Below are 13,964 nucleotides of genomic sequence, written 5' to 3' on the forward strand. Positions count from 1 at the left end.
GTCCGGTGGTTCGATGTGCCTCGGACCCTGTGGGTCCCCAGACCCCGTTCGGGCACCGACCCCCACCGAACGAGAGGAAGAGGCAGGACGTGGCTACTTGGAGTGCCCCGCAGATCCCGCCGTTCCGCCCGCGTGCGCGTACCACCTTCTGGAATTACCCACGGCCGTACCGCACGGGCTGGAAGGCGTGGCTGCCGTCATGGCGTTTCATCGTCGGCACGATGCTGGCCGGCGCGTCGGTCGTGGCCGGCGTGCTGATGGCCGCCTGGACGAGCATCACCATCCCGGCCGAGCTCGACAACATGGAGACCACCACCGTCCGGTACGCCGGGGACGGGGGCAAGCTCGGGGAGTTCCGTGGGGACGAGGACCGCAAGATCGTCACCGTGGAGGAGCTGCCGATCTGGGTCGCGAACGCGGCGGTGGCCTCCGAGGACCGCGGCTTCTACGCCGAGAACAACCTGGGTATCAGCCCGAGCGGCATCGCCCGGGCCGCGATCACCGGCGTCGGTGGAGGGTCCACGCTGACGCAGCAGTATGTCGAACAGGCCTACACGAGCTGGAATCCGAATCCCACGTACGTCGACAAGTTCGAAGAGATGATCTTGGCGATGAAGATCCGGCAGGATCCGGAGACCTACCCTCCGGAGGAGATCCTCGGGGAGTACCTGAACCGGATCTACCTCGGCCGGAGCGCGTACGGCATCCAGACGGCGGCGCAGGCCTACTACGGGAAGGACGCCAAGAACCTCACCCCGTCGGAGGCGGCGTTCCTCGCCGGGATCATCCCGTCCCCGAACGCCTACGACGACACCGACTGGGGCCGTGCCTGGGCCGAGAACCGCTGGGAGCGCACGCTCTACTTCATGCACGAGGACGAATACATCGACGACGAGCAGTACGACAAGGCCGTCGCGGAAGGATTCCCGAAGCCGCAGAAGCACCGGCAGTCCTCGGCGTATTCGGGGCCGAAGGGTTACATCCTCAAGGAGGTCGAGCGCGAGCTGCAGGCCAACGGGTTCAACCTGAAGGACCTGTACCAGGACGGGCTCGTGGTGCACACCACGATCGACAAGAAGCTGCAGAAGGCGGCGAACGAGACCGCCAAGCTGCCCAAGGACGCCAACACCCCCCTGACGAGGTCCGCGCTCGTCTCGATCGATCCGAAGACCGGTGCCATCCGCGCGATGTACGGCGGACCCGACAAGTCCAAGCCCGAGTACGACCTGAACGCCGCGACGGACAACTGGCAGCAGGGCGGCTCGACCAACAAGCCGTTCACGCTGATCGCGGCCCTGGACCAGGGGATCTCGCTCGGCACGCAGTTCAACGGTGACGAGCCGCAGACGTTCGACTACTACACGAAGAAGAACCCCGACACCGGGCTCGAGGAGCCGGCCGAGGTGACCAACTTCGACAACAAGGACTTCGGGAACATCGACCTGGTCGAGGCTACGGCGAACTCGGTCAACACCGTGTACGTCCAGCTCAACAACGAGGTCACGCCCCAGGCGACGCAGGAGGTCGCGAAGAAGCTCGGCCTCGACGTCGAAGGCTCGATCGCGTACCGGAAGAACCCCGAGAACCCCGGTGAGACGACGAGCCAGATGTCGAACGTGCTCGGCACGTCCTACGTCTACACGGTCGACCTGGCGCGCGCGTACGCGACGATCGCGAACCAGGGGGTGCGGACCACGCCGCACCTGGTCGACAAGGTCGTCAACCCGGACACGGGCGAGGTGGTCTACCAGTCGGAGGTCACCGAGGAGCGGGTGTTCGACAAGGAGATCATGGCGGGCGCGACGTACGCCATGTCCCAGGTGATCGACGACGAGAACGGCTCCGGCCACTACGCCCGGCAGTACATCCCGGACCGGCCCCTCGCGGGGAAGACCGGCACGTCGAACGACAACTACGCGGCGTGGTTCGCCGGCTTCACGCCGCAGCTCGTCACGGTGGTCAACACCTACCAGTACGATCCTGCGGGGCGCGACGGCAAGGGCGAGTTCCAGCAGATCACACCGTTCGGCGGGTTCACCCAGATGACCGGTGGCACGTGGCCTGTGCAGGCGTGGACGTCGTTCATGGTCAGGGCGACCGAGGGGATGCCGGTCGAGCAGTTCCCCGAGTACGAGTACGAGGAGCCGGAGCCATCGCACTCCCCGACGCCCACCGACCAGCCGGAGACGGTCATGGTTCCGACCGGACTCGTCGGCCGCGGCTGGGAGGACGCCCGTAACGCGCTCACGTCGGTGGGGCTCAATGCGCAGCCGCAGGAGATCGACAGCGAGCTCCCGCCGGGCACGGTCATCGCCGTCCAGAACGAGGGCCAGGAGGTTCCCGTTCCCTCGACGATCGTGGTCCAGATCTCCAAGGGCCCGGGACAGGACATGGTGGCGGTGCCGAGCGTCGTCACGCTGAGCGAGCAGGAAGCGAACAGCACCCTCCGAAGTTCGGGCTTCGACGTGAACGTCGAGAGGCAGGCGCACACGGAGCCCGAGGGCACCGTGATCCAGCAGGATCCCGGACCAGGAATTCAGGCGCAACGGGGATCGACGGTGACGATCTGGGTCTCCGACGGCTCGCTGTCCGATCCGTCCGACGGTGCGACATGCGGCGTCTTCCAGAACCAGCCGTGTGACGACCCCACCGGCGAGCCCACCGGCGGAGCGACCGAGGAACCAGGACCGGGCGGCGGCAACAGGAACGGGAACGGATCCGAAGGCTGAGGGCGCGCCGGACTCGGCCGGCCGCTGCCGGTGATCCGCGCCACCCCGTCCCGGCTTCGGCCGAGGCGGGGTGGCGCGGTAGACTCGGCCCTTGCTGTGCTCGGTGTTGCCGGGCACGGCGACGTGAGAACCCTCCTGTCACGGAACGACCGTGACCGCTGAGACCAGAGGAGGTGGGTATCGACATGCGTCAGTACGAACTGATGGTGATCCTGGACCCGGAGGTCGAGGAGCGCACCGTTCAGCCGTCGCTCGAGAAGCTGCTCACGGTCGTGAAGACCGATGGCGGCACCGTCGACAAGATGGACATCTGGGGTCGTCGCCGCCTGGCGTTCGACATCTCGAAGAAGTCCGAGGGCATCTACGCCGTCATCGATTTCACGTCGACGCCGGACACCGCGAAGGAGCTGGACCGCCAGCTCGGTCTGAACGAGGCCGTGCTGCGCACCAAGATCCTGCGCACGGACGCCCGCTGAACCAACTGCTGAGCTGAGGTCCCCTCGTGGCACTGTCGCCGGATGCGCGAATGTCAGTGTCTCGTGATGGGATGCGGCATGAGAACGGCGTCGAGACGAATCGAGGAACTTGGTAATGGCTGGCGAGACCGTCATCACAGTGGTGGGGAACCTGACCGGTGACCCGGAGCTGCGCTTCACCCCGTCGGGTGCGGCAGTGGCCAACTTCACGATCGCTTCCACGCCGCGCATCTTCGACCGCCAGAGCAACGAGTGGAAGGACGGGGAGACCCTGTTCATGCGCTGCTCGCTGTGGCGGGAAGCCGCGGAGAACGTCGCCGAGTCGCTGACCAAGGGCGTGCGCGTCATCGCGCAGGGCCGGCTGGTGCAGCGCTCGTACGAGACCCGCGAGGGGGAGAAGCGCACCGTCGTCGAGCTGCAGGTGGACGAGATCGGTCCGTCCCTGCGGCGCGCCACGGCCAAGGTCACCCGGGCCCAGCGGTCCGGTGGCGGCGGCTTCGGAGGCGGCGGGGACTTCGGCGGGGGCGGCCAGAACTCTGGCGGCTTCGGCGGAGGTTCCGGCGGAGGCTTCAGCTCGTCCGGTGGTGGTCAGCAGTCGGACCCGTGGGCCACGGCAGGCCCCGCGTCGTCCGGCGGCGGGTTCTCGGAGGACCCGCCCTTCTGACCGGCACCCAACCCAGACAACATCTTGTCGTGCCCGGTGGCACGGCCAGTGCGCGGCGCGCACCGGTCGGCCGGGGCGCGGCCCGCACCTGAAGAAGGAGCAACACCATGGCGAAGCCTGTGGTGCGCAAGCCCAAGAAGAAGGCCAATCCGCTCAAGTCCGCGAAGATCGACAACATCGACTACAAGGACACCGCTCTGCTGCGTAAGTTCATCTCGGACCGCGGCAAGATCCGTGCCCGTCGCGTCACCGGCGTGACCGTGCAGGAGCAGCGTCAGATCGCGAAGGCCGTGAAGAACGCCCGCGAGATGGCCCTGCTGCCGTACACGTCGACGGCTCGCTGAGGAAGGGATCGAGAATCATGGCAAAGCTGATCCTGACCCACGAGGTGACCGGCCTGGGTGAGCCCGGCGACGTGGTCGAGGTGAAGGACGGGTACGCCCGGAACTTCCTCATCCCGCGTTCGCTGGCCACGCCGTGGACCAAGGGCGCCGAGAAGGACGTGACCGCGATCCGCCGCGCCCGCAAGGCGCGCGAGATCGCCACGCTCGACGAGGCGAAGGCCCTGGCCGACTCGATCGCCGCGAAGCCGGTGACGGTTTCGGCGAAGGCCGGCCCGGGTGGTCGCCTGTTCGGCGCCGTCACGACCGCGGAGATCGCGTCCGCCGTGGCCGCCGAGGGCGGCAAGGCCGTGGACAAGCGCAAGATCGAGATCGGTCAGCCGATCAAGTCCACGGGCGACTACACCGTGTCGATCCGCCTGCACCCTGAGGTGTCCGCCAAGATCAACGTCAAGGTCGTCGCGGGCTGACCTAGCCCACAACAACGCCGAAGGGCTCCGGATCCGCAGAGGATCCGGGGCCCTTTCGCGTGTGCGACACCGCCGGTCGGCTACCGCACCCGTCGCCAGACCCCCGATGTCAGCGATCATTGACATCCTGGACCGTGTCAACGATCGGTGACACCTGGCTCTCAGACCAGCCCGTGCCGATGTGCCAGCACCACCGCCTGGACACGGTCCCGCAGGTGGAGCTTGGACAGCAGGTTGGAGACGTGGGTCTTCACCGTCGCCTCGCCCAGCCAGAGGTGCTCGGCGATCTCGCTGTTCGACAGGCCCGTGCCGACCAGCTCGAGGACCTCCCGCTCGCGCGGGGTGAGCGTGGCCAGCGCCCCGTCCGCGGCGGCGTCCGACGGGGGCGTCCCCTCCGACGCCACCGGTCCGTCCGGGATCGCCGCCCCGCCGGGCGTCGTCCCGGGAGCGGACGTGCCACCCGGCGCGGACGTCCCGCTCCTCGCCGATGCCCCGGTCCGCGTCGCCACCCCGTTCGACGACGGCAGCGCGCCGGCACCCGTACCACCTCCGCCGTCGACCATCTGCCGGATCACCCGCCGGGTGATCTCCGGCGCGAGGAGCGCGTGACCCGCCGCGACGGTGCGGACGGCCTCGACCATGCGCTCCGCGTCGGAGTTCTTCAGGAGGAACCCGCTCGCGCCGGCCGACAGGGCCTGGAAGACGTACTCGTCGTTGTCGAAGGTGGTCAGGACGAGCACCTTCGCGAGGTCGTCCGCCACGAAGCGGCGTGTGGCCTCGATCCCGTCCATGACGGGCATCTGCACGTCCATGAGGGCGACGTCGGGCCGCAGTTCCCGGGCGAGGCGCACGGCCTCGGCGCCGTCGGCGGCCTCGCCGACCACCTCGATGTCGTCCTCCACCGAGAGGATGAGTGCGAAGCCGGACCGGACGAGTTGCTGATCGTCCACGAGCAGGACGCGGATCATGGACGGCCTCCTTCGGCCTCGACGGTGGGGCCTTCCTCGGCCTGGACGGCGGAGGGCACGGCGCGTCCGGCGCGCCGGGTGCGTCCGGCCGAAACGGCGCCGGACCGGCCGGCGTCGGCGTGCTCGGGCTGTCCCGCTCGTCCGAGGTCCTCCGAGTGCTCGCCCAGCGGTCCGCCGTCGGGCAGCGGGAGCCGGACCCGGACGCGGAATCCCACGGTCGCGCGCGGGCCCGCTTCGACCTTGCCGTCGTGCGCCGCGGCACGTTCGCGGATTCCTACGAGCCCGAGGCCGCTCCCCGACGTGCCGGGGAGCGGGTGGCCGTCGTCGAGCACCTCGACCTCGGCCCAGCCGTGTGCCATCGCGGAGTCCCCGCGCCCGTCGACGCGGAGCGTGACCGACGCGCCGCGCGCGGTGGAGTGCTTCCGTACGTTGTTCAGCGCCTCCTGAGTGGTGCGGTACAGCGCCGCGCCGATCGGTCCGGGGACGCTCGCGGATGCCCCGGGCGGCTCCTCGACCAGCCAGTAGCTGCAGGTCAGGCCGTCGGTGGCGTCCTCGGCGAGACCGGCGATGCCCGCAAGGTTCGCGGTGCTGGCGGAATCCACCGGCGCCGTGTCGCCGGGCCGCGTCCCGTCCACCTGCCGCAGCGTCCCGACGAGCCCGCGCATCTGCTCGACGCCCTCCCGGGACGATCTCTCGATCACGCTCAGGGCCTCGGTGGCCTTCGCCGGATTCTTGGTGAGCACCCGCCGGGCCGCGGCGGCCTGGACGCCGATCACGGAGACGTGGTGCGCGACGACGTCGTGCAGCTCGCGCGCGATCCGCAGCCGCTCCTCCAGGACCGCGTGATCCCGGAGCTCCTGTGCCTGTCGTTCGATCGTGGCAGTCTGCTCGGCGACCTGGCGGCGCCGCGCGGCGCCGTGCCACGACAGCTGGCCCAGGACGATCGCGCCGCCGAAGTACGCGACGTTCACGAGGAGCTGGTAGAGCGTGAGCGCGACCCACGGGGGCATCAGGCCGGGACTCTCGCCCCCCAGCTCCGCCAGGAACTCGTCGCGCACGGCCGCGTCGGAGAGCTGTACCGCGATCCAGCCGAACATCGTCAGCAGCACGACACCGACCGCGATCAGCATCCCCCGGCGGTCCCGGGCCCACGCCACGCCCGAGTACAGCGCCATGAAGTAGGTGACCTGAAGCGTTGCGACCTGGGTCACCGCGCCGTTGAACAGCCCCGTGCCGAGGAACAGCGCGTAGACGGCGAGCATCGTGGCGATCGGGAACCGGCGCCGCCACGCCAGCGGGACCGCCGTCACCCCGGCGAGGAGGTGGGGGAGCCACTCGGGGGTGTCGGGTTTGTCGCCCATCGCGAACATCCCGGCGCTGCGCCCCAGCTCGGTCGCCGCGACGGTGAGCACGACGATGCACGCGCCGACGACGAGGTCGTTCCGGTAGGCGCGCCGCGGGTCCTCGGGTACGTGCTCCCAGTCGGCGTCGACGCCGAACCATCGTGCGAGTCGGGCGAGGGTGTTCACGGATCCCACCCTAGATGTCCGACGACGGCCGCGGCCTCCCCCTGCCGACGGAGCGTGGCCGCGTGGTCGGTCGGTTGTGGGATGGTCGGCCGCCCGAGGGGCCGACCATCCCCCTGCCGACCGACCACGCACTCCGCCCGCCTACCCGAGCCCGGCGAAGCGCGCCAGGGCCGCCTCGCCGACGACGTCGTCCGGGAGGAGGTCTGCCTCCGTGCGAGGGACGCCCGGGAGGGCGTCGTCCAGCGTCCGCAGGTGCTCCCCCTCCCGCGTGCGCCGGGCGTCCAGCAGGCCGCCCGCGCCCGCCGGCGAGCGCTTGTTCACCACCAGCGCGCCGACGTCGACCCCGAGCTTCACCAGCTGCTCGTGCAGCTCGATCGTCTCCAGCACGGGAAGCCGCTCGGCCGCCAGGACCAGGACGAACGACGTCGTCGCCGGGTCGGTCAGCACCTCGCGCAACCGTTCGAACCGGGTCCGGCGGCGCAGCAGCACCCGCCGGATCTCGCCGTCCCGCTCGGCGCGTGGGTCCCGCCGGCCGACGAGCTCGCCCGCTCCGTCGTCGTCCCGCGTCAGGCCGCGGAGCGCGGCCCCGAACCGCGCGGATCGCTCCTGCCTGCGCAGCAGGCCCTCGGTCCAGGCGGACATCGTCTCGGGCAGCGCCATGAGGCGGGCCGTGTGGCCGGAGGGCGCGGTGTCGAAGACGACGAGGTCGTACTCGGCGAGACCGGTCTCGACGGCGTCGGCGATGCGCTCCAGGACGGCGGCCTCGTGCGTGCCGGGCGCATCGCGGGCCAGCTCCAGGTGCCGCGCGACCTCCCCGGACAGCCGCTCCGGCATCAGGCGCCGGAGCGTGTCCCCGACCTGTCGCAGGTGCTCGTCGATCGTCCGCGCAGGATCGATCTCGACCCCGTCGACACACCCGGCCCCGCCACCGTGGCCGCCCCGGGCATCGTTGCCCGCGCCACCAGCGGCGGCATGGCCGGGGGCGGTGGCCGTCAGGCGGGTGGGGTTGTCCGACATGGGACGGCCCCACAGGTGGCCCAGGTTGTGGGCCGGGTCGGTCGACACCAGCAGCACCCGCCTCCCCGCGCGGGCCTGGGCAAGCGCAAGTGCCGACGCCACCGTCGTCTTCCCGACACCGCCCTTGCCGCCCGCGAACAGCACGCGCACCCGCGAGGCGACCTCCCGCAGGGCGTCCCCGCCCGGCCCGCTGAGCAGACCGCCAGCACTGCCGCCATCTGGCCACCGATCCCTGCTCGTGCCACGGCCGACGGGCGACCCGTGACCGTCGTCGGCCCGTCCCGTCATGCCCGGTCTCCCCTCAGCAGCACGACACGTTCTCCAGCGGCGAGCGGTCCATCCCCATGCGCGTGTGCCACTCGTGGACCCGCTCGTGGACGAGCGGCAGCAGCTCGATCGTGTAGTACGACGCCGGGTTGGGCACCCCGAGTGCCTCCGACAGCACGATGAGGGTGAACAGGTCGTCCTCCTCGCGCCGGGCCCGCGCGAAGGTGCGGCGGTAGGGCGCGACGTAGAACTCCCGGAGGCCGTCCGAGACGCCGCGCCACCACCGCCGCACCGCGCTCATCGCGTCAGTCCTCCACGCCGCTTGCGGACGACGACGGCGCTGCCGCGGTCTCGGCCTCCTCGGTGATCTCGGGCCCGCGCCAGGCCTTCACCATGGCGATCGCGGCCTCGAAGGCGACCCACAGGGATGCGACGAGGATGATCACGTCGAGCACGAGCTGCAGCCACTGACCGTTCGTGGCGAACGTGCCGAGCTGCACGATCAGCGCGTACACGGACATGATCAGCACGAACACCAGCGGCACCAGTGCCGGGAGCGCGTTCCGCTTGCGCCGCAGCAGGATCACGGCCACCACCGCGAGGGTGAGCGACGCGAGCAGCTGGTTCGTCGTGCCGAACAGCGGCCAGATGACCTGCAGGCCGCCCTCGCCTCCGGCGCCCATGCTGAACGTGATGCCCATCGCGACGCCGACGGCGACGAGCGTGCCGACGATCTTGTTGACGCGCAGGCCCATGAGGTCGCCCGCCTCCTGCACCACGAAGCGGGAGAGGCGCACGCCGGTGTCCATGGTGGTCGCGGCGAACAGGATCGCGGTGGTCGCGAGGATCGTGGCCGAGAGGCCGTCGGGGATGCCGAGACCCGCGTTGACAATGGTGGCGCCGCCCGAGACGAAGGCGCCCACGCCGCCGTTGCCGAACGCCGAGTACACCTCCTCCCAGTTGGCGATGGTCGCGAAGCCCGCGGTGGCGGCGATGATCGAGCCGAGCGCGAGCAGGCCCTCGCCGACGGCGCCGAAGTAGCCGACGAAGCGCGCGTCCGTCTCCTTGTCCAGCTGCTTGGCGGACGTGCCGGACGACACCATGCCGTGGAAGCCGGAGATCGCGCCGCAGGCGATGGTGACGAACAGCAGCGGGACGAGGCTCGGGGTGCCCTCGGGCAGGTTCTGGTTGAACGCCGGCGCGACGACGGCGGGGCTCGCGAGGAGGACCGCGCCGTACAGGATGCCGAGGGCGATGAAGAGCTGGACGCCGTTGATGTAGTCCCGCGGCTGCAGCAGCACGTGCACCGGCAGGAGCGAGGCCACTCCGGCGTACAGGAACAGCAGCGTCAGCCAGAACGGCGCCGCGGAGTCCTCCGGCAGCACGACCGGGACGGCGTCGCCCAGCAGGATCAGCGCGTACAGCGCGACGACGCCGAGCACGGTGGTCAGCGCGAGGTTCATGCGCCAGCGGTAGATCATCTGGCCCACCACGATCGCGACCAGAATCGCGCCCCAGGTCGGGATGACCGCTGTGGGGGTGGCGATGAGGAGGTTCTTGATGACGGTCGCGAACGCGGCGTTCACCATGAGCAGCAGCAGGAAGATGACCACCAGGAACAGCGATCGACCGCGGGCGCCGATGTAGCGGCCCGACAGCATGCCCATCGACTGGCCGCGGTTGCGGGCCGAGGCCCACAGGGCCCCCATGTCGTGCATGCCGGCGAAGAAGACGGTCCCGATCGTGACCCACAGGAACGCCGGCAGCCAGCCCCAGATCACCGCCACGGCGGGGCCGACGATCGGCGCGGCGCCGGCGACGGATGTGAAGTGGTGGCCCCACAGCACGAACTTGTTGGTCGGGACGTAGTCCACGCCGTCGTTCATCGTGTGGGCGGGAGTGGCGTACTCGGGGTCCAGCCGGTAGACGCGGCTCGCGAGGTACTTCGAGTAGAGGAAGTAGCCTCCGAGCACCATGGCGATCCCGATCACCGCCAGGAGGAGGGAGTTCACTGTTGCTCCGATCTGTCGTCGTTGACATCCGACGCCCGGCCGCGACGCTGCACCCGAGCTTGGATCAAACGTTACCGATCACGAACTGTACGACGGCACGGCATGTTCCGGGTTCATGGTTTTCCACACAGTGGATTCCGGCTGGTCGTCGGACATCGCCGAGTCACGCGGTAGTTTGCTCACCGTGACGACCGACGCCGCTCCCACCCGGACCGTGACCCCTACCGTGCTGCGTTATGCCGCGGCGTTGCTGGTCTGTTCGTCCGCGATCCTGCTCTTCGCCGTGCACATCCGGCCAATCGCGTACGTACCGCTCGTGCTGGGCGTCGCCCTGGGCCTGTGGATCGACCGGGCGCTCGGGAAAGACCTGGCTCTGATCGCCGTCGGGCTCGGGATCATCTCGACGATCTCTCTGGCCGCGGAGCTGTCGAACTACAGGATGCTGCAGTTCACCCTGGCGCTGGGCGGCGCGGTGCTCGTGCCGTGGCTGCTCGCCCGGTACGTGGTGGGCCACGACGCCGTGAAATTCCCCGTGGCGACCGGGCAGCGCTGGAGCCGCGGGCAGTGGGCATACCTCGCGATCGTCGTCGTGGTGGGGTACCTGATCCTGCCGCCCTACTTCCTGGGGTCGGGGGCCTACCTCAACTGGCCGGACCTCGAGGGAGACCAGGACATCTGGCGCCTGTTCATCGGGGTGAACGCCGTCGGGATCTGGGACGAGCTGTTCTTCATCTGCATCTGCTTCGCCCTGCTGTGCCGGCACTTCCCCGTGTGGCACGCGAACGTGCTGCAGTCGATGATCTTCGTGTCGTTCCTGTGGGAACTCGGCTACCGGGAGTGGGGTCCGCTGCTGACCATCCCGTTCGCGCTGGTCCAGGGCTGGATCTTCGCGAAGTTCAAGTCGCTGCCGTACGTCGTGACGGTCCATCTGCTGTTCGACGCCGTCGTCTTCGCGGTCCTGGTCCACGGCCACCACCCGGAGCTGTTCGACATCTTTGTCACGGCGCCGTAGAACCGGCCCGCAGCCGACGCCGTCCGCCCCGAGCACACGAAGCCGCCGAGCCCCGTCCATCGATCCCGTCAAGGAGCGCCCGTGGGCCCACGCCCCCTCGCCGTTGCCGCTGCCGTCGCCCTGGCCGTTGCCGTCGTCGGCGGGTGCACCGTCCACGGCCTGTCCGAGCGGGCCGAGCCCATGCCGCGGGTGACGCCGTCGCCCTCTCCGCCGGATCCGTGCTGGGTGATGGCCGAAGCTCCCGGCCTCGCCGCATGGGAGGTGAACGAGGCGCTGCCGATCGATGGGGTCGATGTCACGCACCGGCAGCTCGAGGTTCTCATCGAGGCCGGGAGCGGGAGCTGCGATGCGGAGCCGGCAGAAGCGGTCGTCGAACCGTGCCGGCCGGTGTCCGGCCCCTATGACGACGTCGAGGGGATCCATCTCTGGCGCGACTCCGAGGCGTTCTTCGAGCAGGAGATCGCCTCGGGCGCACGGCGCATTCTCTCGGAGAGCTTCGACGGTTACACCGAGGGCGGTGCGACCTTCCACTGGCGAGCGATCGCGGTCGAGTACGAGTACCCGTCGGAATCCTGGGCCTCACCTGCTTGGGCGGCGATCGTGGGCTGCGCCGACATGAGGCGGGACGAGCTCGGGACGGGGATCGTCTCCCTCGGCCAGGGCGACGAGCCGTTCCTTGCCGCGACCACCGAGGGGTCGACGGTGTACATCGTCGAGACCTGGCTCGCGTCGGACGCCGACTCCCTGCCTGACACCGAGACCGGCCTCCCGTCGGCCGACGCGGTGCGCATGCTCTTGGCGTGGCTGCAGGACCAGATGCGCCATGTCTGATCGCGGCGTGATCGCCAAAATGATGTGGTCGTGGCCGGCATCACGCCGCGCTCTGTCGCCCGGCTCCATGAGGCCGCCGCGACTCGTCACCCGCGGCCGTAGCTCACTGAGGTTTCGCACTCCGCGACGGGCTCTCCGTCGGCGATCAGCCGCACGTGGACCAGAAGGCGAGTCCCCAGTCCGGCGACCGCGGCGTCGGGCTCCGTGACCTCGACCACGGCGTCGTGGACGTCGCCGGCCGGCGAGATCTGCCGGGTGTGGTACGCCTCGGGGGCCGACGAACCCTCTGCCCCGCCCGTGCCGATGTCCCACGACCGGGACACCGCGTCCCCGTCCGCCGCGGCAGGTCGGGAATCGCCGGAACCACCACCGTGCGCACGATGCTGTCCGCGAACGTCTGCCGCATCGGGTGCCACACCGGCCGCAGGTATCCGATGAGCAGGACGGCGTCGAGCAGGTGCAGGGCACAGCGCGCGAACACGGTCCAGACGCCGGCCGGACGTGAGGACCGCTCGCTCACCAGCCGGATGCCGACCACCAGTTTGCCGGGTGTCCACCCGGTCGCGCCCTGCATCACCAGGAGGAGCACGAGGACGCCGATCGGCACCAGGACCAGCGGACTCCCCGGCCAGCCGTCGCCGTCCGGCATGAAAGACGGCGTGAGGGTGGGCTGGACGAATCCCGTACCGAGCGCCAGCCACGTGGCCCCGGCCAGGATCGCGTCGTCGAGAACCGCGGCGATGACGCGCTGCGGCCATACCGCATAGCCGGACCCGGCGACGTCGGACCGCGCGAGGTCACCGTCCGGGTAGGGCCCGCTCACAGTTCCGCCAGCATGTCCTCCATGCGGTCGATCTCCGCCGCCTGGTCGACGCCGATGTTGGCCGCCAGTTGCTGGATCGACTGGTCGATGCCCGCTCCGGCGACGTCCGAGCACATCGAGATCGCGCCCTTGTGGTGCTTGATCATGCCCTCGAGGAAGAGGCGGTCGAACTCTTCGCCGGACGCGGCCTCCAGCTCGGCCATCTCGGCGTCGGTCAGCATGCCGGGCTGGAGCACCGTCTCGTGATCGTGCGAGCCCTCCGGGGCGCGCGGACCCGTGCCGTCCTCGTTCTCCGCGACCACCGGCACGGGCTGCTTGCGCTCGGTCAGCCAGTCCGTCATCAGCCCGATCTCGGCCCTCTGGGTGTGGTACATCCGGTCGGCGAACTTCTTGAGCTGCTCCGACGCCGCCTGCTCCGGGACCCACGAGGTCATCACGACCGCCTGGTCGTGGTGGTAGATCATCCCGGTCATGAACTCGGCGTCCGCCTCGTTCCACTGGTCCTCGGTCGGGACGCCGTCGAAGTCCTCGGGTGCGACCGTCTCGGCGGGCTCACCCGGCTTGCCGGGCTTCAGGACGACCGACGACGGCGTCGACACCGCTTCCGGGTCATCGGTCTCGGGGGTGCAGGCGGCGGGCAGCGTCAGCGCCACCACGAGGAGGCCCGCCCCGCCGGCCCGGCGCCACCACGACCGCCGTCGTCCGCGAATCTCGGGCGCGGACGCGGCATCCTGAACCGGGGAACTGTTCACGCTGCTTCGAGTCACCGGAAGATCATCTCGCGATCGTGTCACCGACAAGTAAAAAATGTCCGAAAATGCTGGA

At 69.9% G+C, this 13,964-nt stretch carries 14 protein-coding genes; 7 read left to right on the plus strand and 7 right to left on the minus strand.

The window, feature by feature from the left end:
* Positions 1 to 89 precede the first annotated feature (89 nt).
* The 5 genes from IIE03_RS19755 to rplI all read left to right on the plus strand — a co-directional run bounded on the left by IIE03_RS19755 (position 90) and on the right by rplI (position 4,680).
* Positions 90 to 2,729, plus strand: coding sequence for a transglycosylase domain-containing protein (locus IIE03_RS19755; RefSeq protein WP_192864478.1), 2,640 nt, complete (start codon positions 90 to 92; stop codon positions 2,727 to 2,729).
* A 185-nt stretch (positions 2,730 to 2,914) separates the two neighbouring features.
* Positions 2,915 to 3,205: a 30S ribosomal protein S6 gene (gene rpsF, locus IIE03_RS19760; protein ID WP_192864479.1), complete on the plus strand. Its 291-nt coding sequence runs from the start codon at positions 2,915 to 2,917 to the stop codon at positions 3,203 to 3,205.
* Between the two features lie 115 nt (positions 3,206 to 3,320).
* Positions 3,321 to 3,869, plus strand: coding sequence for a single-stranded DNA-binding protein (locus tag IIE03_RS19765; RefSeq protein ID WP_192864480.1), 549 nt, complete (start codon positions 3,321 to 3,323; stop codon positions 3,867 to 3,869).
* A gap of 107 nt (positions 3,870 to 3,976) precedes the next feature.
* Positions 3,977 to 4,213 carry a 30S ribosomal protein S18 gene (gene rpsR, locus IIE03_RS19770; protein ID WP_123816122.1) on the plus strand — a complete coding sequence of 79 codons (237 nt, stop codon included), beginning with the start codon at positions 3,977 to 3,979 and terminating at the stop codon, positions 4,211 to 4,213.
* Positions 4,214 to 4,230: 17 nt separating this feature from the next.
* Positions 4,231 to 4,680, plus strand: coding sequence for a 50S ribosomal protein L9 (gene rplI / locus IIE03_RS19775; RefSeq protein WP_192864481.1), 450 nt, complete (start codon positions 4,231 to 4,233; stop codon positions 4,678 to 4,680).
* Positions 4,681 to 4,841: 161 nt separating this feature from the next.
* On the opposite strand, the gene IIE03_RS19780 is transcribed toward rplI, so the two are convergent.
* From IIE03_RS19780 to IIE03_RS19800, 5 genes are all read right to left on the minus strand, one after another.
* Positions 4,842 to 5,648, minus strand: a complete 807-nt coding sequence (locus IIE03_RS19780; RefSeq protein ID WP_192864482.1) for a response regulator transcription factor — start codon at positions 5,646 to 5,648, stop codon at positions 4,842 to 4,844.
* On the minus strand, positions 5,645 to 7,177 hold the full coding sequence (locus tag IIE03_RS19785; RefSeq protein ID WP_318843084.1) for a sensor histidine kinase: 1,533 nt from the start codon (positions 7,175 to 7,177) through the stop codon (positions 5,645 to 5,647). The genes IIE03_RS19780 and IIE03_RS19785 overlap by 4 nt, the downstream gene beginning before the upstream one ends.
* 141 nt (positions 7,178 to 7,318) lie before the next feature.
* On the minus strand, positions 7,319 to 8,482 hold the full coding sequence (locus IIE03_RS19790; RefSeq protein WP_192864484.1) for an ArsA family ATPase: 1,164 nt from the start codon (positions 8,480 to 8,482) through the stop codon (positions 7,319 to 7,321).
* A gap of 13 nt (positions 8,483 to 8,495) precedes the next feature.
* A complete protein-coding gene (locus tag IIE03_RS19795) occupies positions 8,496 to 8,762 on the minus strand; it encodes a cory-CC-star protein (protein WP_192864485.1) in 267 nt (88 codons plus the stop codon).
* A 4-nt stretch (positions 8,763 to 8,766) separates the two neighbouring features.
* Positions 8,767 to 10,473 (minus strand): carbon starvation CstA family protein, encoded by a 1,707-nt coding sequence (locus IIE03_RS19800; RefSeq protein ID WP_192864486.1) that lies wholly within the window; start codon positions 10,471 to 10,473, stop codon positions 8,767 to 8,769.
* 184 nt (positions 10,474 to 10,657) lie between these two features.
* On the opposite strand from IIE03_RS19800, the gene IIE03_RS19805 reads away from it, so the two are divergent.
* Both IIE03_RS19805 and IIE03_RS19810 read left to right on the plus strand, forming a co-directional pair.
* The gene (locus tag IIE03_RS19805) at positions 10,658 to 11,485 is read left to right on the plus strand and encodes a CPBP family intramembrane glutamic endopeptidase (protein WP_318843085.1); all 828 of its coding nucleotides are present in this window, start codon (positions 10,658 to 10,660) and stop codon (positions 11,483 to 11,485) included.
* 81 nt (positions 11,486 to 11,566) lie between these two features.
* On the plus strand, positions 11,567 to 12,316 hold the full coding sequence (locus IIE03_RS19810; protein ID WP_192864488.1) for a hypothetical protein: 750 nt from the start codon (positions 11,567 to 11,569) through the stop codon (positions 12,314 to 12,316).
* Between the two features lie 145 nt (positions 12,317 to 12,461).
* Here IIE03_RS19810 and IIE03_RS19815 read toward each other — a convergent pair whose 3' ends face one another.
* Positions 12,462 to 13,139 (minus strand): RDD family protein, encoded by a 678-nt coding sequence (locus IIE03_RS19815; protein ID WP_192864489.1) that lies wholly within the window; start codon positions 13,137 to 13,139, stop codon positions 12,462 to 12,464.
* The gene (locus tag IIE03_RS26890) at positions 13,136 to 13,906 is read right to left on the minus strand and encodes a DUF305 domain-containing protein (protein ID WP_192864490.1); all 771 of its coding nucleotides are present in this window, start codon (positions 13,904 to 13,906) and stop codon (positions 13,136 to 13,138) included. The genes IIE03_RS19815 and IIE03_RS26890 overlap by 4 nt, the downstream gene beginning before the upstream one ends.
* Between the last annotated feature and the right edge of the window lie 58 nt (positions 13,907 to 13,964).

It is taken from the genome of Myceligenerans pegani (assembly GCF_014892515.1).
Lineage (GTDB): Bacteria > Actinomycetota > Actinomycetes > Actinomycetales > Cellulomonadaceae > Myceligenerans > Myceligenerans pegani.

Coding starts and splice junctions, on each gene's coding strand:
- rpsF (WP_192864479.1), top strand. CDS start 2,915: ATGCGTCAGTACGAACTGATGGTGATCCTGGACCCGGAGGTCGAGGAG.
- IIE03_RS19765 (WP_192864480.1), top strand. CDS start 3,321: ATGGCTGGCGAGACCGTCATCACAGTGGTGGGGAACCTGACCGGTGAC.
- rpsR (WP_123816122.1), top strand. CDS start 3,977: ATGGCGAAGCCTGTGGTGCGCAAGCCCAAGAAGAAGGCCAATCCGCTC.
- rplI (WP_192864481.1), top strand. CDS start 4,231: ATGGCAAAGCTGATCCTGACCCACGAGGTGACCGGCCTGGGTGAGCCC.
- IIE03_RS19780 (WP_192864482.1), bottom strand. CDS start 5,648: ATGATCCGCGTCCTGCTCGTGGACGATCAGCAACTCGTCCGGTCCGGC.
- IIE03_RS19790 (WP_192864484.1), bottom strand. CDS start 8,482: ATGACGGGACGGGCCGACGACGGTCACGGGTCGCCCGTCGGCCGTGGC.
- IIE03_RS19795 (WP_192864485.1), bottom strand. CDS start 8,762: ATGAGCGCGGTGCGGCGGTGGTGGCGCGGCGTCTCGGACGGCCTCCGG.